This window comes from Pseudomonas fluorescens (assembly GCF_005938625.1).
Lineage (GTDB): Bacteria > Pseudomonadota > Gammaproteobacteria > Pseudomonadales > Pseudomonadaceae > Aquipseudomonas > Aquipseudomonas fluorescens_BD.
In genome coordinates this window covers 272,410-290,804 of sequence record NZ_VCNJ01000001.1, presented here as the reverse complement: position 1 = coordinate 290,804, position 18,395 = coordinate 272,410, and the positions used below count along the sequence as shown (strand labels likewise).

Below are 18,395 nucleotides of genomic sequence, written 5' to 3'. Positions count from 1 at the left end.
TTTTCTAATGTATCCGACGGCGCATCCTGCAACCACTTCCTCCGGTCAGGTGTTCGTCATGGCTCCCGTGTTCAAGCTGTGTTTCCCCGCGCTGCTGTTGTCCTTGGCTCTTCAGGCTCAGGCCGAGGACAAAACCCTCAATCTCTACAGCTGGGCTGATTACGTGCCGCCGCAAACCCTGCAACGGTTCGAGCAGGAAACCGGCATTCATGTGCGTTACGACACCTTCGACACCTCCGAGGTGCTGGAAACCAAGTTGCTCACCGGTGGCAGCGGTTACGACGTGGTGGTGCCGTCGTCCAGCGTTCTGGCGCGTGGACTCGCGGCCGGCGCGTTGAAGGAAATTCCCCACGCGGGCCTCAAGGGCTACGCCAATCTTGATCCGGACTTGCTTGAGAAAATGGCCGCTGTCGACCCCGGTAATCGCTATGGCGTGCCGTACACCTGGGGCACGTTAGGGCTGGGCATGAACGTCGAGGCGGTGAAACAACGCCTGCCCAATGTGCCGCTGAACAGCCTTGATCTGCTGTTTAACCCCGAGAACGCCAGCAAGCTCAAGGACTGCGGCATCGCGATCCTCGATTCGCCGCAGGAGGTCATCGGTCTGGCCCTGCATTACCTGGGTAAAGATCCTTACAGCACCGACAAAAACGATCTGGCCGCCGCCGAAGCGTTGTTGCAGAAACTCCAACCGTCGGTGCTCTACGTCGCCACTGGCCGGCAGATCAATGATCTGGCCAGCGGCAACGTGTGCCTTGCGCTGACCTACAACGGCGACGCAAGCATGGCCGCTGATCAGGCACGCAAGGCCAATAAACCCTTCGAAGTGGCGTATCGCATTCCCAAGGAAGGCACGCTGGTGTGGCAGGACAATCTGGCCATCCCCAAAGACGCGCCGCACCCCGAAGCCGCGCGGGCGTTCATCGAATTCATGCTGCGCCCGGACTCGGTGGCCGAACTGACCAACACGCTGTTTTTTGCCACCGCCAACCAGGCCGCGACGCCGCTGGTGGATGAGGCCGTGCGCAACGATCCCGACATCTATCCGCCGAGCGACGTGCGTGCGCGGCTTTACGCCGATCGCAGCATGAGCCTAAAGGACATGCGCCAGCGCACGCGTCTGTGGACCACTTTCCGTAGCCATCAATAACAACAGGAGCACCACGATGGATGTGCCCATGCAAAACGATCAGGCGATGACCCGTGACAGTCTGTACGGTACCGCCGCTGAAAGTACCTACGCCGGCATCACCAGTTTCATGCGTCGGCGCTACAGCCGAGACCTGCGCGGCGTTGATGTTGCGGTCAGCGGGGTGCCGTTCGACACCGCCACCAGCAATCGCCCTGGCGCACGGTTCGGGCCACGGGGGATTCGCGCCGCGTCCAGCGGAATTGCCTGGGAACGCCACTGGCCGTGGACGTTTGACCCGTTCGATCATCTGGCAGTCATCGATTATGGCGACTGCGACTTCGATTACGGCTCGCCGCACAGCGTCCCGGAAAGCATCGAAGCCCACGCCGAGCAGATTCTCAACGCCGGCAGCGCCATGCTCACGTTTGGCGGTGATCACTTCATCAGCTACCCGCTGCTCAAGGCTCACGCGCGCAAGCACGGCACGCTGTCGCTGATTCATTTCGATGCGCACAGCGACACCTGGCCGGACGAAGAGGGTAAACGCGTCGATCACGGCACCATGTTCTGGCACGCGGCGCGCGAAGGTCTGGTCGATCCGGCGCGTTCGGTGCAGATCGGATTGCGCACGACCAACGACGATCACATGGGTTTTCAGGTGCTGGACGCCCGGCAGGTGCATCGCCGTGGTTGCGAAGCGATTGTCGAAGCGATCCGCGCCCGGGTCGGCGATAACCCGGTGTATCTGACGTTCGACATCGACTGCCTCGACCCGGCCTTCGCTCCCGGCACCGGCACGCCTGTCTGCGGAGGCTTGAGCACCGTGCAAGCGCTGGAGATTCTCGGCGGTCTGCGCGGGATCAATCTGGTGGGGATGGACGTGGTGGAAGTCGCCCCGGCCTACGACCACGCCGACGTCACCTCATTGGCCGCCGCCACACTGGCAATGGAAATGCTCTGCCTCTACGCCGCCCGACACAAGGTTGATTTCTAAACCTGCCGCCGATGATCGTTCCCACGCTCTGCGTGGGAATGAAGCCAGGGACGCTCCGCGTCCCGTCCACGACCGAACGCGGAGCGTCCGTTGAGGCGTTCCCACGCGGAAACGTGGGAACGATTATCCCGTGGAGACGCGAGCCGGGTCAGGCCACCGGAATGATCGGCAGGTCCAACGTTTGCGGACCGGTAAAGCGAGGTGCGGCACTGGTAATCGTCTCGTGCGGTACACCGGCCGGCACGACACTGCTGTCTTCAAGCCGCGCCATGTGTTGTTCGCTCAGTTGCACGTCGAGTGCGCCAAGGGTGGCGTCCAGTTGTTCGCGGGTGCGCGAGCCGAGGATCGGGATCAACGCGGTCGTCGAGCGCCGGGCTTTTTCGCGTAACCAGGCGATGGCGACGTGGGTTGGGCTGGCGTCGATTTCTGCGGCTACGGCCAGCAAAGTATCGAGCAGGGCGGTTTCACGGGCGCTTTTTTCCGCGTGCACCAGCATGCCAAGTTTGCTCGCACGGTTGTTGTCATCACCGCCGCGATACTTGCCAGTAAGGAAGCCACCGGCCAGTGGTGACCACAGCGTCACCGCGAGTCCGAGCGCTTCGGCCATCGGCAGCAATTCGCGCTCGGCGGTGCGTTCGGCGAGGCTGTATTCAACCTGAATCGCGGCGATCGGCGCAAAGCCGCGCAGTTCCGCCAACACGTCAGCGCGGGAAACGCGCCACGCCGGGAAGTTCGACAAACCGGCATAGTGAATCTTGCCGGCGCGCACCAGATCATCAAAACCGCGCAGGATTTCTTCCATCGGCGTCACGCCATCGGTCACGTGCGCCCAGAACAGATCAATGTGATCGGTGTTCAAGCGTTTAAGGCTTTCTTCTACCGCGCGAACCATGTTTTTCCGACTGTTGCCGGTGTGGGAAATGCCGTCGGCCGGGGTCGTGCCCATGCTGTATTTGGTGGCGATCACCAGGCGATCGCGCTCCGGGGCGATGAATTCGCTGAGCATCGATTCCGACTGTCCGCCTTGATAGCCATTGGCGGTATCAATGAAATTGCCGCCGGCATCGAGGAAGCCATCAAAGATCCGCTTGGCTTCGTCACGTTCGGCGCCGTGACCCCAACCGGTGCCAAAATTGCCGGCGCCCAACGCCAGTTCCGATACGCGCAGGCCGGTTTTGCGGCCGAAAACCTTGTAATGCATGGCGATACTCCAGATAGAAAACGTGGCAAGAATTAAATTACGAGCAACATATTTTCGCCAATATGATGCTGGTAATATTCAGCGTCAAGTGCCTTATTGCTCAACGGTCATTCGATCTGCGCGGCGTGATGATGAACGGGCATTTGCCAATGCTGATCTTCGGCGTAGTAACACTCGTGGCATACTGCCGCGCATGACTTTCGACTCTCCCCTCAGCGCTTGGCAACACGCCGTGCAACACAAGGGCTTCATCCAGGATGAAGCCCAGGAACACGCAGTCTGGGCGCTGCAAAAATGCCACGAAGCCCTGCACGCCGGTGCCCGTTCGGTCATCGGCGTTTATCTGTGGGGCCCGGTCGGGCGCGGCAAGACCTGGCTGATGGATCAGTTCTATCAGAGCCTGCGGGTGCCGGCGCGACGCCAACACTTTCATCACTTCATGGGCTGGGTGCATCAGCGTTCGTTCCAGTTGAGCGGGATTGCCGATCCGTTGCGCGCGCTGGCCAGGGAGCTGGCATCCGAGGTGCGGGTGCTGTGTTTCGATGAGCTGTTCGTCAACGACATCGGCGACGCGATCATTCTCGGTCGGCTGTTTAAGGTGATGTTCGACGAAGGCGTGGTGATCGTGTGCACGTCCAACCTGCCGCCGGACGATCTGTACGCCGATGGCTTCAACCGCGACCGCTTTGTTCCGGCAATTGCCGCGATCAAAACGCATATGCAGGTGGTGGCGGTGAATGGCGCCGAAGATCATCGTTTGCATCCGGGCGCGGGCCTGCAACGCTACTTTGTGGTCACGTCCGGTGTGAGCGCACTGGAAGAAGTCTTTCAGGCGTTGAACGCCGGGCAGCCAGCCAGCGCCGAAGTTGTGTCGGTCGGTCATCGTCAGTTAAACGTGGTGCGGGCCAGTGAATCGGTGTTGTGGTGTCGCTATGCGGATCTCTGCGAGCAACCGTTCGCCGCCATGGATTTCATCGCGCTGTGCGATCGCTACACAGCTATTCTGTTGAGCGAGGTGCCGAATCTCAGCGCCCGGAAACGCGAAGGGCGCATCGCGCGCGGCACCGAAGATGGCGCCGAACGGGTGGTGGCCGGTGATCGCGAGTTGCCGCAATTGTCGGTTCACGACGATGGCGTGCGGCGTTTCATCGCGCTGGTCGACGAGTGCTACGACCGCAAGGTGCCGCTGTACATCGAGGCGCAAGTGCCAATGGATGCGCTGTACACCGAGGGTTATCTGGAATTCCCGTTCCGCCGCACCCTCAGTCGCTTGCAGGAGATGCAGCTGCAGCGCTTTGCCGAAGCGTGAGTGAAGAGGGTGCCGACATGAGCCAACCGCTTTCCCATCATTTGCTGACCATGGCCTACCAGAACGCCTGGGCCAATCACCGTCTGGCCAAGGCCTGGAGCCAGCTCGGTGCGGCAGATCTGGCCGCCCCGCGGGTGAGTTTCTTCCCGAGCATTCGCCTGACCCTCAATCACATCCTCACCTGCGACTGGTTCTACGTCGATGCACTGGAACGCGAGTTGCGCGGGGCTGAGCCGCACCCCGACTGCTATGTGTTTTTCAATGTGGACGAGCCGTTTACCGAGGGCGCGCAGTTGCGTGAAGAGCAGGCTCACGTTGATCGGCGCTTGATTGCTTATTGCGAGCAATTGCGCGATGCCGATCTTCCCCGGATCGTCACCATTGCCCGCGACACGCCGCAGCACGACAGCCGTTTGCGCATGCTGTCGCACCTGTTCGAGCATCAGCTTCATCACCGTGGTCAAGTGCATGCGATGCTCAGCGGCACAGCGGTGAAACCGCCGCAACTGGACGAGTTCTTCTGCGTCGGCGAGAGCGGACTGCGCGTCGAGGACTTTGCCGAACTGGGCTGGACTGAAGAGTTGATTTGGGGCCACTGACAAAGCCAAAGATCGTCCGATCTTTTGATCTTTTGATCTTTTGCATTTGCCGGTTGCCCGCCCGATCACCCCCGCGCTAAGGTCAGGCAGCCTTTCAGTACGCACTTTGCGCGCCGGGGCTTTTGTGTGTTCGGGGATGGAAATGGATTCCGCAGAAATTCTTGTGCTTCAAGCCAGCTACAGCAATCCAACGCACGCCGAGGCCATCGGTATCGTGCTCAATCATTACGCAGAAGACCCCATGGGCGGCGGTCATTCGCTCGACCCTGACTTGTTGCGTCGGCTGCCCGAAGAACTGGCACGACGCCCGCATGCGTTCAGCGTGCTGGCCTTTGTCGGGGGTGAACCGGCAGGTCTGGTGAACTGCTTCGAAGGGTTCTCCACGTTTGCCTGCAAACCATTGGTCAACGTCCACGACGTGGCGGTGGTGGGCAAGTTTCGCGGCCTCGGCCTGAGTCAGAAAATGCTGCAGAAAGTCGAGGAAATCTCTCGCCAGCGCGGCTGCTGCAAGATCACCCTCGAAGTGCTGGAAGGCAACGCCGTGGCGCAGAATGCCTACAGTAAATTCGGCTTCGCGCCAGGCATGTTCGACCCGAATCACGGGCGCATGCTGTTCTGGATCAAGAATCTGCAGACCTAGAAGCCCCTCACCCTAGCCCTCCCGAAACGTCGGACCGCCCAAAGGGAGAGGGGACTGACCGAGGTGTTCGGGCAGGGTACGCCGACTTGAAACATCGAGCCGAACTCAGATTTGAAAACTCCAAAAATCAGCTCCCTCTCCCTCGGGAGAGGGCTGGGCGGGCGGCGTTCCGATGAGGGGCGAATTCGCCACGCTACAAAGCCGAACACCCCACTCAATGCCCAAAAAAAAGGCGCCCCATTCAGGGCGCCAAACTGTCTTCTCCCGGGCCAGAGCGGAGCCACGGAAGGTCCATCGGTTGCTCGGTCAATCTCAGTCGCGATAGGACTCGGTCACTTGCGCCGTCTGATCGGCGGGAACGCGAATTTCTTTCGCGTTGGCGTCGCTCTTCTGCTCGTTCTGGGCGTGGTGAACCGGGAAGTTGTCGTAGTAATAACGCATGCGCTCAGCGCCGCCTTCGGCAAACACGCTGGCAGAACCCAGGGCAAACAGCCCGGCAAGCATTACGGTAGTGATTTTCATGGTGCCTCCTACTGAACAAGTGGGAGCCGTTCGTCCATGAAGCAGATCTCGGAAGAGAGTCTGGGTGGCATGAATTAACACGGGGTTAACGCCCGTTCAGTTTAGGTTTTTCAGCATGTTGCAGGGCGATATCTGACAGACGCGGCGCCCATCGAGAGAAGGCACGCCGCGTCGAAGGGAAAGGCTTAGAGCTTCCAGTCGAGACTCACCGTTACCGTGCGCGGATCACCCCAATACACGCCGTTATAGAAACCGACGTTGTCGTAGTACTTCTTGTCGAACAGGTTGTTGACGTTCAGCGACGCCGACAGGTGTCGATCGAATGCGTAGCGCGACATCAGGTTGACCACGGTGTAGGCGCTCTGGTTGATTCGCGCTTCTTCGGTGTCGGCACCGACCGGTCGGCTTGACGTGCCATACACATCACTTTGCCAGTTCACCGCACCACCCACTGTCAGCGCCTGCCACTCGCCCGGCAGACGGTACGCGGTGGAGACGCGCAACAGATTCATCGGCTCACTGGTGTTGGTGCGCTCGCTGTCGCCGTCGACCGAGTGGGTGTAGGTGTACCCGGCGGTCATGTTCCAGCCCTGCAGGATTTCGCCGGACACTTCGGCCTCAAAGCCGTTGACCTTATTGCCCTTGCCGCCGGATTTGTAGAACTGCTCACGGGTAACCGGATCCGCCGGGACCGAGTTGTCGAGTTCGGCGACATTGTCCTGTTTGCTCCAGAACAGTGCCGTGGACAGGTTCAGGCGCTCCTCGAGCAAACTGCCTTTGACGCCCACTTCATAGTTTTTGCCGACCACGGGGTCGATGTATTTGCGGTTCTTGTCGCGGTTGCCCTGGGGTTTGAAGATGTCGGTGTAACTCACGTACGCCGTGTATTCCGGGGTCAGGTCGTACAGCAGGCCGGCGTAAGGCGTCCAGACGTCGTTCTGTTTCTGGCTCGTGTAATCGATCTTGGTCAGTTGCCGGTTGGCGTCGTAACGGTTGCTGGTGCTGGACGCCTGCCAACTGCCGTAGCGACTGCCCAGCACCGCGTGCAACTCATCGGTCAGGCTCAGGCGCGTGGCGATGTAGCCGGCTTTTTGCCGGGTATTGTCTTTGGAACCGGTGAGGTCGGTGACCGTGTCGTGAAACTTGGCGATATCGCCCATGTATTTCCAGTCGCGGATTTTTCCGTAATCGCTGGGTTGTGCGCCGGCAATGGTGTACGGCGAGTTCGAACGGCGTTCGGCCTCGCCGTAGCCGAACATCATTTCGTGCTCACGGCCCAGCAGCGAATAGGGGCCGGAGACGTTGAAGTCATACGCCTGCATTTTCTGCGTGCCGATCATGTGCGAGGTGTAGGCGAGCATGCCGCTGCGATCGGCCTCGGGGAAACCGCCACCGCCGTAATAGACCTTGCCGTCGCTCGCGCTGTCGCGGTGGGTGTACGCCGCTTTCAGCCGCCAGCCGCCGGCCAGTTGCTGATCAAGGGTGGCGAACGCGGTTTTGTCTTGCAGCGGCCAGGAACTCCACGACGTCGCCATGTTGGTCGAACGCCCTAGTCCGGCCTTGCTGCCATCGGCATTCCAGTAGGGCACGGTGCCCCAGGACGAGCCTTGCACATGTTTGTTCTGATAGTCGTAACCGACCGCCAGCACAGTAGAGTCGGTCAGATCGGCTTCCAGCACGCCATAACCGACCTCCCGTTGCAGCGCGTATTTGTCTTTGATCGACTGGTTGTCGCGATACGCCAACACCGTGCGTCCGCGAAGGCGACCGTCGAACGCCAGCGGCCCGCCGACGTCGACGTAGCTGTAGTAATTGTCGTAGCTGCCGCCACTGACCCCGGCCAGCGCCTGCCATTGCGCGGTCGGGCGCTTGCGCACCATGTTGATCGTCGCCGATGGATCACCGGCCCCCGTGGTCAGTCCCGTGGCACCGCGCACCACCTCGATGCGGTCGTAAATGATGGTGTCGGAGTCAGACTTCATGCGATCGAAGGTGTTGAGCATCCCGTCGATCTGGAAGTTGTTGATCGCATAACCGCGCGACGAATAGCTGACCCGATCCGAATCCAGATGCTGCACCACCACGCCCGTGGTCTGGCGCATCGCTTCAGACAATGTACCGAGCTTGAAATCATCCATCTGCTGACGGGTGATCACCGACACCGATTGCGGGGTTTCCTTGATCGACAGGTTTAGGCGCGTCGCCGTGTTCATGGCGCCGGTGGTGTAGGACTCGGTGTTTTCGGTGGTGGTGCCCAGGCCTTGTGCACTGACGTTGGTCGCCGCCAGCTCAAGCGCTGAGTCAGCGGGCTGCGGCGTTTTTCCGGCTTCGGTTTCAGCCAGTAGATCGGCATTGAATGCAGCGCTGCACAGGCCGAGGGTGAGGGTCATGGAACGGGTAATGGGCGCGAACATCGCAGCCGACTCCTTGTCTTCGAGGGAAAAAATCCGTTTGTTCAAAGACGAGGGGTAGGGCGGGGATTTAGTATCAAACGAGAAATATTGTTATTTGAAGGTGTTTCAGAGGTATGACTCGACCTCCCTTGAAAAGCAAAAGATCGCAGCCTTCGGCAGCTCCTGCACCGATCTCAGTAGGAGCTGCCGAAGGCTGCGATCTTTTGATCTTGCCGATATCAGACTTGCAAACGAATCTGCCGGCTCAACACATCCGCACAGCCACGCACAACACACCATCACGGCTGATACGGAATCACCTTGTCCTTGTCCATTTCCACCAGCAATTGATCGAGCATCTGCCGCTTGTTTTCAAACGCTGGAATCGGCACGTACCAGCTGATGACACTCCAGCCTTCGCGCGAGTAGTTATAGGTCTTGAGCAGTTCGCCGTCCTTGAAGACCGAGCCGCGCAGGTTGTCCTGGTAGTGGTAAGGCATTGGGAAGGTGAACAGGGTGAAGACGTTCATCAGCGCCAGCCAGTTGACTTTGCCGTCGTGCGGTTCAGTGATCAGCAGGCTGTAGCCGTTGCGGCTGAAGCCACCGTCGAGCATGGAAAAGGCGCCGGTGTTTTTCAGGGCACTGATGGTTTCGCGCTGATGCTGTTCATCGATTCGGCTGTAGGCCTGTCCGAGCCCGAGTGTGACAGGTACGTACGCGGTGCTGGCCTTATAGTCGAGCGGTTGCAGGGTATTGGCGCAACCGCCCAGCGTCAGCAGAGCGAAGAGCAGGGCGGCAGGCTTGATGACGTTGAGGTTCATTGCGCAGCCCCGGCGGCGGGGATCAGACGATCATGCTGGACGTCCTGAGCAAACGCGCGGGCGATGCGGCTCAGATTCTGGCCTTCCAGTTCGCCACCCTGATCCAGCAGCCAGGTGTATTTCTGCGTGGTGTTGCGATAGCTGTATTGCTTCAGACGCTTGTCGCCCTGATACACGGAGAACTCGGCTTCGGTGTTGTATTCCTTGGATAACGGCAGCATGAACAGCGTCGCGCAACTGAGCAGCACCACTGGAAACGGCGGGAACTCACGTTGCATGTTCAGTTTGACCTGGACGCTGTACTCGTCATCTTTGGCGGTGCCGGTCTGGATTTCGCGGAACACGCCGGTCTGGCGCAGATAGTTGCGCAGGATCGACGAGTTCATCGGGTCATCGACCATGACGTGGATCGGCGCCAGATAATCCTGACCGTCGGCGAGGGTGCGCTCTGGCAAGGTGTTGGTGGCTGTGCAGCCGGTCAACAGGGCGGCGGTGGTGAGGGCGATGATTTTTTTCATGGTTTGACGTCCACGACCACACCCGGAGTGGGGCCGGTAAAGATGTAGGGTTCGGCGCGTTTCAGATCGAGTTTCAGCGGTTGCAGCGTTGGCAGCCCTGGTGTCATGCGCTGAGCGACCCCAGCGTCGCGAGCGTTCTGGTCGCTCCAGCGGAACGCGCAGAAACCGGCGGTCAGGCAGAACGAGCGAAACTCGCCGATGTAATAGGCCTTGCCGGGTTCAAGGCGCATCGGCAGGTTGAATTTCTCTCGCGCTTCGGCCGAGGTGAAAACAGTGCCGAGCCCAGGCTGGTAGCGTGCGGAAAAGAACTGGAAGTCATAAAACTCATAGTCACCCGGCTTCAGTGGCAGCACGAATACACTCGCCGCGCCGACGCCGTCCTGAATGTCCTGAGGCGTTGAGTAGGCACCGGCCAGTTTCCAGATACCGGCGGCGCCATATTCAGAACCGCGCTTGCGGAAAAAAATGCGCTGGTTGTCAGCGGCGGGGAATTTGACTGACTGCGGCCCGATCGAGCCGACCAGGTAACTGACCGGCTCGTTGGCTTTGGGCTGCAACGGCTCGCTAACCCACGAGGCGCTTTCGGTAATGCAGCCGCTGAGCGTTGCGAAAAGCACAGATGCGGCACCGAGTTTGAATAACTGGAACATGTACATCCCTGAATCTGCGTGTGTTGATTGACGGCAATCGGGAAGATCAATCAATGCCTTCCTGGCTTGGCGTTTTTGGCGGGTGCGCAGAATAAGGGAGGTGATGGCATTTGGCTAGCGATCATGAGTGCACGGCGTGCCCCGTTTAAGAGTGATGGCGATCTATCCGTTTAAATCAAAGTGACTGACACTCCGCCATCGCGAGTAGGCTCACTCCTACAGTAACCGCGTTCTTTCAGAAACCCAGCGGGTACTGGATAACGACATAGATCCGGTCAATATCATCACCGGCCTGTGCCTCATTGGCTCGATGTGAAACATGCGAGACCTGCACCGACAGATCTTTTGCCGCGCCCGATTGCACGATGTATTTCAAATCCATATCGCGCTCCCAGTGCTTACCGCCATCGCCTTGCTGCGGCTGATAGTTTCCGCTGTCAGGATCGAACGGGTTGTAGGCGCCGCCCTTGGGGGCGTGGGTGCCGTCGATGTGGCTGCCGGAGACGTAGCGGGTCATGAAGCTCAGGCCGGGAATGCCGAAGGCGCCGAGGTCGAGGTCGTAGCGCGCCTGCCAGGAGCGTTCGTTGGCACCGTTGAAGTCGGCGTATTTGATCGAGTTGGCGAGGTAGATCGAGTCGCCACCGACAAAGTCGAATGGCGTGTCGCCATTGATCCGTTGCCAGCCGAGCAGCACCGCATGGGGGCCGAAGGTATATTTGCCGGACAGGCTGAACGCGGTGTTATCGATGGCGCCGGCCAGTGCGCGGCCGGTGTCGCGGGTGTGGTAGAGGTTGGCGTCGAGCATCACACCGGACTGCTTGAAATGCAGATTGCCGTAGTACTGGTGCCACGTGTCGCTGAGTTCAGATGCGTACAACGCGCCGCCAATCGGGGTATCAGCGAACAGGTCGGCGCCGAGAAAACTGATCCCGCCGGCCTCGGTATTGGCGCCATAGCCGTAGAAATCACCTTTGCCCGATGAGCTGTCCTGATTCTTGAACGCGGTGAAATGCCCCGCCACCAGATTGAGGTGATCGAACTCGGCGCTGTTGAGCAGAAAGCCGGTGGCGTACTCCGGTTGCAAACGTTTGTCGGAAGTGTCGAACACCGGGGTTTCGACGGTCATTTCACCGAAGGCGAGGGTGGTGCGCGAGGCTTTCAATTTGAACGCGCCGCCGGCGCTGGAGTAGTCGTTTTCGCTGCGACCGTCGCTGTCGACCGGCAGCAGACCGGTCCCGGAATGGCCCTTGCCGCCGTCCAGTTTCAGTCCGGCGAAAGCGTGGGCATCGATGCCGAAACCGACTGTGCCGGATGTGAATCCAGATGAGAAAGTGCCGATAAAGCCTTGAGCCCATTCCTGTTTATAGTTTTTGCCGGTGGGCGATGGCGAGCGATAGTCGTTGCTCAGAAAGAAGTTGCGGCTGAGGATTTCGCTTTTGGCATCGTCGAAAAAACCGCTGGCGTGGGCGGTTGTGTTCAGACCGCAGAGCAGCGCGAGCAGGGTGAGGCGCGAGGGGTTGCGGTCGATCATGGTCGGTGGCCAGCGGCAATTAAGATGCCCGGGATGATCGAGTAACTGCAGGACAGGGGATTGAGTGGATGTGCTGAATTTACGGGGTTACACAAACCCTGTGGGAGCGAGCCTGCTCGCGAAGGCGGTGCATCAGGCGATATTTCTGTCGGCAGACCCACCGCTTTCGCGAGCAGGCTCGCTCCCACAGGGATTCAGGGGGCTCAAGATTAATGGCTACACACAATCCCTTGTAGGAGTGAGCCTGCTCGCGATAGCGGTGTATCAGTCAAATTTATCGAGCCTGACACACTGCTATCGCGAGCAGGCTCACTCCTACAGGGATTTGGGTTGAATGAGGATTTTGTGACTGGAGCTGAAACCTGTGGGAGCTGGCTTGCCAGCGATGGCGGCGTGTCAGTCAAGTTATTCAGGCTGACACACCGCCATCGCGAGCAGGCTCACTCCTACAGTTTTAAAAGCGTTACGACAGCGGCGGCGTACGTGGCGGGATCTGGCGTTTGCTGCCAGTCGATTCAAACGCGGCGGCCAGGCGCAGCAGGTTCGAGTCGTCGTAGGCGCGGCCGACGAAGGTCAGGCCGACCGGCATGCCGATGTCGGCCATCACGCCCATCGGCACGGTGACGGTCGGCACGCCGAGGTGGCGGATCGCGAGGTTGCCGTTGGCCACCCATATGCCGTTGCTCCAGGCGATGTCGGCGGATGCCGGGTTGACGTCCGCGTCCGCCGGGCCGACATCGGCGACCGTCGGGAACAGCACGGCGTCGAGGCCCAGCTTATCCATCCAGTCTTCGAGGTCGAGGCGCCGAGTCTGTTCCAGACCACGCAAGCCATCGGGTACGGTGCTGATTTCATTCCACGGGGTGATGCCGCGTTCAGCCATGCGCACGTATTCGTCCATACCGGCAACCAGATCGCCCTCACGGTTGGGCAGCGTGCCCGGTTCATGCGGGAAGATCTTCGCGCCGTCGACGTCGACCAGACGATTGAGTTTCGGGTCGCCGTTGGCTTGCAGGAAATCGTCAAACGCCCATGCGGTCAGATCCCACAGTTCATGGTGAAGGAACTCTTTCGAGACCAGGCCACGGGTAAACACAGTCGGCGCGCCGGGACGATCGCCTTCGCAGTTGGAGACCAGCGGGAAATCGGTTTCGACGACTTCGGCACCGGCGGCTTCGAGGGCCTGGCGCGCCTGCTTCCACAGATCGATCACCGACTCACGGGTGTTGATGCGCTGGCCGGTCGGGCCACCGATGCCCGGTGCTTCGCTGGTGCCGGCTTCAGGGTCGGCATTGATGAACATGCGCGGCACGGCGAATCGCTTGCCGGCCAGTGCTTTGGCGTCGGCAGCCAGATCGGCGTAAGCGGCGGGGCGCACTTCGCTGACGCTCGGGATCGGCACCCACGGTTGCAGGCGCCAGAGGTCGCCACGGGTGTCCGGGTCTTCGGCGACGACGATGTCGAGGACTTCGAGCAGGTCAGCCATGGTCCGCGCGTAAGGCACGACGACGTCCATGGTCGGCGTCAACGGCCAGTTGCCGCGCACCGAGATCACCCCGCGCGACGGCGTGTAGGCGCACAGGCCGTTGTTCGACGCCGGGCCACGCCCGCTCGACCAGGTTTCTTCGGCCAGACCGAACGCGGCGAAACTCGCGGCCGTGGCGGTGCCGGCACCGTTCGACGAACCGGAGGCAAACGGCGCGGTCAAGTAGTCGGCGTTGTAAGGGCTTTCGGCGCGACCGTAGACGCCGCGCTGCATGCCGCCATTGGCCATCGGCGGCATGTTGGTTTTGCCCAGGCAAATCGCCCCGGCCGCGCGCAGGCGTTCGATGGTAAAGGCATCGCGATAGGCGACCAGGTCGGCGAAGGCCGGGCTACCCGACGCAGCGGTCAGGCCTTTGACCAGATAACTGTCTTTTGCGGTGTAAGGAATGCCGTCAAGCGGGCCGAGGGTTTCGCCTTTTGCGCGACGGGCATCGGACGCGCGTGCCTCGTTCAACGCTTCAGGGTTGCGTACGACCACGGCATTCAGCGCCGTCGCGGTGTCGGCGCCGTCGTAGGCATCGATACGCGCCAGATACGCCTGCACCAGTTCGACTGCGGTGGTCTGGCCAGATTCGAGCGCAGCGCGCAGTTGGGCAATGGAAACTTCGGTGACTTCGATCATGCGGCTACCGCCATTTGCGGTTGGGCAGGATTTTTTTTGGAATAGGTGTTCATAGCGGTTCTCGTTGCACGGCTTTACGCGACAAGGTTAAGACTGGCGCCTATTTAACACCAAGCGGCGCGCGGAGTAATCGGCGGGAACGATCTACCACCGATTTTCTACCCTACAGGCCCCATCGCGAGCAGGCTCACTCCTACAGGGGGCTGCGGGGTATGCAGAATTCGTGTCCGCTGTAGATCCATGTGGGAGCTGGCTTGCCAGCGATGGGGCCAGCCCATTCGATAATGAAGTGTCTGAACTATCGCCATCGCTGGCAAGCCAGCTCCCACAGGGATTTGTTGCGTCCCCAGAAGACAGGTACGTCCTCAGACGATCACAGCACCCCGTACTCCCGCGCCGTCCGATCCACCGCAATCCGCGTCTTGTCGATCAACTCATCCAGCTCCGCACGCGTGGCCACCAGCGCCGGCGCCATGATCATCCGCCCCAATGTCGAACGAATGATCAGCCCTTCCTCAAAGCCAATCGTGCGGCAACGCCAGGCGATATCGTTTTCATTGGCAAAGCGCTTGCGGCTAGCCTTGTCCTCAGCAAACTGCAACGCCGCCACCAAACCAACGCCCTGAATCTCACCCACCAACGGGTGATTGCCAAACACTTCACGCAGGCAGTTTTGCAGGTACGGGCCGGTGTCGGTTTTCACCTGAGTGACTACGCCCTCATCGCGCAAGGCCTTGAGGTTGGCAATCGCCACAGCGGCGGCCACCGGGTGGCCGGAATAGGTCAGGCCGTGGGCAAACACGCCGCCTTTTTCCACCAGCGCCTCGGCCATGCGCCGCGACAGAATCAAACCGCCCATCGGGATGTAACCGGAGGTCAGGCCCTTGGCGATCGACAGGGTGTCGGGTTCAAAACCGAACGCCTGATGGGCGAACCATTCGCCGGTACGGCCGAAACCGCCAATCACTTCGTCAGCACACAGCAACACATCGTACTTACGGCAGATGCGCTGGATCTCAGGCCAGTACGTCGCCGGAGGAATGATCATGCCACCCGCACCCTGAAACGGTTCGGCGACGAACGCGGCGACCTTGTCGGCGCCCAGTTCGAGAATCTTGTCTTCCAGTTGCCGCGCCGCTTGCAGGCCAAATTCTTCCGGGCTGAGATTACCTTCGTGGGCGAACCAGTACGGTTCATCGATATGCGCTACATCAGGAATGGTGCCGCCCATTTCGTGCATGAACTTCATCCCGCCCAGCGCCGTCGCGGCGAGGGTCGAGCCGTGGTAGCCGTTCCAGCGGCCGATCATGATTTTCTTCTCGGGTTTGCCCATCACTTGCCAGAACTTGCGCACGGTGCGGATCAGCACTTCGTTGGCTTCGGAACCGGAGTTGGTGTAGATCGCGTGGCTGTAGTGCTTCGGCAACAGGCTGAACAGCAGCTCGGACAGCTCAATCACCGCCGGGTGAGTGGTGTGGAAAAACATGTTGTAGTAGGGCAGTTGTTCCAGCTGCGCAGTCGCGGCAGCGGCGAGATCCTTGCGCCCGTAACCGAGGTTGGTGCACCACAGGCCGGACATACCGTCCAGATAACGATTGCCGTCGTTGTCCCACAACGCCAGCCGATCGCCGCTGACCATCACCCGTGGGCCTTCCTCGTTGAGGGCCTTCTGATCGACGAATGCGTGGATGTGGTGAGCAGCGTCAGAAGCTTGGTAATCGCGGGTACTGCGGGTCGAATCGAATTCGGCGGACATGGCGGATCTCCGGGACATTGAGCGGGTGGGTGCATTCATTCCAACGCTGCACGGATAAAGTTTTGCCACCTAAAAATATTTTTGTAAAGAAAATATTTGTCGGTGAAAAAAGATATCCGTAGGCTGAGGGCCATTGGCAAGGATCATCAGAGGCAACATGAGCGGACTCAGAGAGCGGCAAAAGGAACAGCGCCGGCAGGTGATTGCCGAGGCGGCGCTCGAGTTGTTCAAGCGCAACGGCTTTGCGGCTACCACGCTGGACCAGATCGCCGTGCAGGCGGGGGTTTCCGCACCGACCGTAGTCAATTATTTTGGCGGCAAGCATGAAATTCTGCTGGCCTTGCTCAAGCAACCCGACGAGCAAGCCATGCGCGAGGCGCGGGCGAATCTGGACGAGGACAGTGATCCGCTGGAAGCGTTGTGCGAGTTTGAAGGGCTGATGACCGATTACCAGCTAGCCGCGATGCCGGCTTCGTTGTGGCGGGAACTGGCGCCGTTTCTGCTGACGGGGGAATTGGCCGAAGCGATGAGTCCTTGGAACGCCGCGGTGATCGAAGAGACCAAAGCGCTGCTCCTGCATTTCCAGCAGACGGGCAAAGTGCGCGAATCAATCGATCTCGACGTGGTGGCGACGCTGTTCAACCAGTACGCGAACATGGCGTTCATTCGGTTGGCGACGCAGGAAATCCCGGACAGGGCTGCGCATGCCTTGCACATGCGCGGGGTTTTGAACCTGTTGTGCCACGGCATGCTGGAGCACTGATCGACCCGATCAAAACCGCCAGGTCACGCCTCCGCCAACAATATGCAACGCGCTGTTGGGATAACTTCCCGACAGCGTTTGCCCATTGCGTTTGGTCTGTTGCACATCCATGTCGCCCAGCCAGACCAGCGTGTAATTGAGGTTGAGGTCGGTGTCTTCGGCGAGTTTGTAGCTCAGCCCGGTCGCCAGCCGCCAGGTCTCGTTCATCGGGTTGTCGACGGTGCGATCCTTGTCCTTCACGGCGGAGCTGTCGTAACCCACGCCCATGTTCCAGCGCAGTTTCGGGCTGATCTGGTTTTGCGCGCCGATCGACAGGTGCCAGGTGTCTTGGTATTTGCGATCGACCGAGCGCGACACGTCGCCGGCGGCGCTGTCCACCGACACGCCGATGTCGGCAAAGTCGCTCCAGTCCTGCCAGTTCACCGAACTCAGCAGGGTCCACTGTTCGTTCAACTGATGGGCAATGCTCAGGGTCGCGGTCTGCGGAATGTTCATGTCGATTTCCAGATCGTCGACATCCAGCCTCGACAACGCCAGATTGAGCAGCGGATTGCGCACGCCGTGCACTGAAGGCGAGTCCTTGAACTCAAGCTTGACCTTGCTGGTGTAAGCCAGGCCGACAGTGGTGCGCTCGTTCAACTGATAGCGCAGGCCAAGATTGATCCCGGTGCCGATATCCGTGTCCTTGTACTGCAACTTGCCATCCTCCTGAAACGGCGTGCCCGGCAGGAAGGCGTTATTGTCGATGGCCATTTTTGTGTAGTAGTAGCCGTAGACCAGACGCGGGCCAATCCCCATCGACAGGTCGTCGGTGATCTTGTAAGCGAAAGTCGGCTGCATCGAAATGCCGATCAGCGACGATTCCTGGCTGAAGTAGCGGCCGGCCCAATCATCGTCGTATTTCACACTCAGGCCGAAGTTGCCATACATGCCGAAGCCGATACTGGCGCGATCATTGATCTCATGGCTGATAAAGAAACTGGTGCCCGGCAGGAGCGGCAGTGGGTTGCCACCCTCGTTACCGGAGAAGTCATTGTCGCTGTCACGATCAAAACCCAGGCCGCCGAATATGGCCTGACCGGTCAGGCTGATTTGCGTGCCCTTGAGCGCGGCAATGCCGGCCGGGTTACTCATCAACACGCTCGGGTCGGTGGCCAACGCGGCCGAGCCGGCATTGGCCAGCCCCGCACCTTCCTGACCCGCTTCATACAGATCAATACCACCCGCCAACGCCTGACCACCTGAGCCTGCCAGCGCGAGAATAATCAGGGAATGCGTAGATTTCATCCCGGCGTCCTTATCAATGAAGATCAGCCTTCAGGTTTAGTCGCGAATTGGCGTGCGCACCAGTCGAGACGATGTACCGGATGTGAACTAGGCTCACAGCGGTTCATCGATG

16 protein-coding genes are annotated in these 18,395 nt (G+C 60.0%); 6 read left to right on the top strand and 10 right to left on the bottom strand.

All coding sequences use genetic code 11. The annotated features are described in order from the left end of the window. Positions 1-58 precede the first annotated feature (58 nt). Positions 59-1,150: a polyamine ABC transporter substrate-binding protein gene (locus FGA82_RS01210; RefSeq protein ID WP_141125737.1), complete on the top strand. Its 1,092-nt coding sequence runs from the start codon at positions 59-61 to the stop codon at positions 1,148-1,150. Between the two features lie 16 nt (positions 1,151-1,166). Continuing rightward, positions 1,167-2,126, top strand: a complete 960-nt coding sequence (gene speB / locus FGA82_RS01205) for an agmatinase (protein ID WP_141125736.1) — start codon at positions 1,167-1,169, stop codon at positions 2,124-2,126. 148 nt (positions 2,127-2,274) lie between these two features. Here speB and FGA82_RS01200 read toward each other — a convergent pair whose 3' ends face one another. Then, the gene (locus tag FGA82_RS01200) at positions 2,275-3,327 is read right to left on the bottom strand and encodes an aldo/keto reductase (protein ID WP_141125735.1); all 1,053 of its coding nucleotides are present in this window, start codon (positions 3,325-3,327) and stop codon (positions 2,275-2,277) included. Between the two features lie 193 nt (positions 3,328-3,520). Here FGA82_RS01200 and zapE point away from each other — a divergent pair, with 193 nt between their 5' ends. From zapE to FGA82_RS01185, 3 genes are all read left to right on the top strand, one after another. Further along, entirely contained in the window at positions 3,521-4,636 is a 1,116-nt protein-coding gene (gene zapE, locus FGA82_RS01195) for a cell division protein ZapE (RefSeq protein ID WP_141125734.1), read from the top strand. Positions 4,637-4,653: 17 nt separating this feature from the next. Further along, positions 4,654-5,235 carry a DinB family protein gene (locus FGA82_RS01190; protein ID WP_141125733.1) on the top strand — a complete coding sequence of 194 codons (582 nt, stop codon included), beginning with the start codon at positions 4,654-4,656 and terminating at the stop codon, positions 5,233-5,235. Between the two features lie 142 nt (positions 5,236-5,377). After that, positions 5,378-5,875 carry a GNAT family N-acetyltransferase gene (locus tag FGA82_RS01185; RefSeq protein ID WP_141125732.1) on the top strand — a complete coding sequence of 166 codons (498 nt, stop codon included), beginning with the start codon at positions 5,378-5,380 and terminating at the stop codon, positions 5,873-5,875. Positions 5,876-6,187: 312 nt separating this feature from the next. Here the strand turns inward: FGA82_RS01185 and FGA82_RS01180 are convergent, their stop codons facing one another. From FGA82_RS01180 to FGA82_RS01135, 8 genes are all read right to left on the bottom strand, one after another. After that, the gene (locus tag FGA82_RS01180; RefSeq protein WP_141125731.1) at positions 6,188-6,397 is read right to left on the bottom strand and encodes a hypothetical protein; all 210 of its coding nucleotides are present in this window, start codon (positions 6,395-6,397) and stop codon (positions 6,188-6,190) included. Between the two features lie 185 nt (positions 6,398-6,582). Continuing rightward, on the bottom strand, positions 6,583-8,811 hold the full coding sequence (locus FGA82_RS01175) for a TonB-dependent siderophore receptor (RefSeq protein ID WP_141125730.1): 2,229 nt from the start codon (positions 8,809-8,811) through the stop codon (positions 6,583-6,585). A 278-nt stretch (positions 8,812-9,089) separates the two neighbouring features. Beyond that, complete coding sequence (locus tag FGA82_RS01170; RefSeq protein WP_141125729.1) at positions 9,090-9,611, bottom strand: hypothetical protein; 522 nt, start codon at positions 9,609-9,611, stop codon at positions 9,090-9,092. Beyond that, complete coding sequence (locus FGA82_RS01165) at positions 9,608-10,129, bottom strand: hypothetical protein (protein ID WP_141125728.1); 522 nt, start codon at positions 10,127-10,129, stop codon at positions 9,608-9,610. The genes FGA82_RS01170 and FGA82_RS01165 overlap by 4 nt, the downstream gene beginning before the upstream one ends. Beyond that, positions 10,126-10,779 (bottom strand): hypothetical protein, encoded by a 654-nt coding sequence (locus FGA82_RS01160; RefSeq protein ID WP_141125727.1) that lies wholly within the window; start codon positions 10,777-10,779, stop codon positions 10,126-10,128. Before FGA82_RS01160 ends, FGA82_RS01165 begins: the two co-directional genes overlap by 4 nt. Positions 10,780-11,014: 235 nt before the next feature. Next, a complete protein-coding gene (locus FGA82_RS01155) occupies positions 11,015-12,310 on the bottom strand; it encodes an OprD family porin (protein ID WP_141125726.1) in 1,296 nt (431 codons plus the stop codon). Between the two features lie 463 nt (positions 12,311-12,773). After that, on the bottom strand, positions 12,774-14,477 hold the full coding sequence (locus tag FGA82_RS01140) for an amidase (protein ID WP_141125725.1): 1,704 nt from the start codon (positions 14,475-14,477) through the stop codon (positions 12,774-12,776). A gap of 373 nt (positions 14,478-14,850) precedes the next feature. After that, the gene (locus tag FGA82_RS01135) at positions 14,851-16,233 is read right to left on the bottom strand and encodes an aspartate aminotransferase family protein (protein WP_141125724.1); all 1,383 of its coding nucleotides are present in this window, start codon (positions 16,231-16,233) and stop codon (positions 14,851-14,853) included. Positions 16,234-16,390: 157 nt separating this feature from the next. On the opposite strand from FGA82_RS01135, the gene FGA82_RS01130 reads away from it, so the two are divergent. Then, entirely contained in the window at positions 16,391-16,996 is a 606-nt protein-coding gene (locus FGA82_RS01130) for a TetR/AcrR family transcriptional regulator (RefSeq protein ID WP_141125723.1), read from the top strand. Positions 16,997-17,005: 9 nt separating this feature from the next. Here FGA82_RS01130 and FGA82_RS01125 read toward each other — a convergent pair whose 3' ends face one another. Continuing rightward, complete coding sequence (locus FGA82_RS01125) at positions 17,006-18,283, bottom strand: OmpP1/FadL family transporter (protein WP_141125722.1); 1,278 nt, start codon at positions 18,281-18,283, stop codon at positions 17,006-17,008. Positions 18,284-18,395 lie beyond the last annotated feature (112 nt).